Source organism: Mesorhizobium sp. M5C.F.Ca.IN.020.29.1.1, from assembly GCF_003997375.1.
Classification (GTDB): Bacteria; Pseudomonadota; Alphaproteobacteria; order Rhizobiales; family Rhizobiaceae; genus Mesorhizobium; species Mesorhizobium wenxiniae.
Genome location: NZ_RZSW01001145.1, coordinates 1 through 598, shown reverse-complemented (window position 1 = coordinate 598; position 598 = coordinate 1). Strand labels below are relative to the sequence as shown.

The 598-nt window shown below is 54.7% G+C and carries 1 pseudogene; it reads left to right on the top strand.

What is annotated here, in order from left to right:
* Positions 1–210, top strand: a pseudogene (locus tag EOA85_RS37970) (hypothetical protein); the annotation flags it as partial.
* Positions 211–598 lie beyond the last annotated feature (388 nt).

Sequence of the window (598 nt, the reverse complement as noted above, 5' to 3'; positions counted from 1 at the left end):
GTCAAGCACAGCTACGGGGGCCGCTATCGTGTCATACTAGAACCCCTGAAGCTCTCCGGCTCGTCGCTCATCTTTGATCGCCCTGCGCCCGATTTGGGCGAGCATACGGTCGAGGTTCTGCGGGAGACTGGCATCGATCAAGAGCACATCGATGCGCTGATCGCCAGCGGCGCAATTCGTATTCCCGGCAGGCCGGAGGATCGGAAATAGCAATGCACATCGAGATGCAACATCAGGACCTCACCCTTCCAGGAAATGTCATTCTGAGGGACCGCCCTCCTGTTGCCGCCATGTGTGTTTTCTTGTTCGCAGTCTTGCGACAGAACTTTCACGTGATCATCGCCGCTCCGCTCATTAGACTTTGGATCGTGACTGCGGAAGACATATCTGGTCGTGTAGCTTTGCGCCGATACCGGCGTCGCTTTTGGCCATTTCGTCTAACATCGCTAGTTCTTGTTTTACTCAAGGACTGAACCGAAGATTTGTTCGCAGATAGGTAAGCCATGTCGTCATCCAGCATCCACCAAAACAATGATTTAACGGGGCGGAACCTCTTCCGCTCAGCTGAACTGTTCGGGCGCGGGCAGCGCGTCATAAC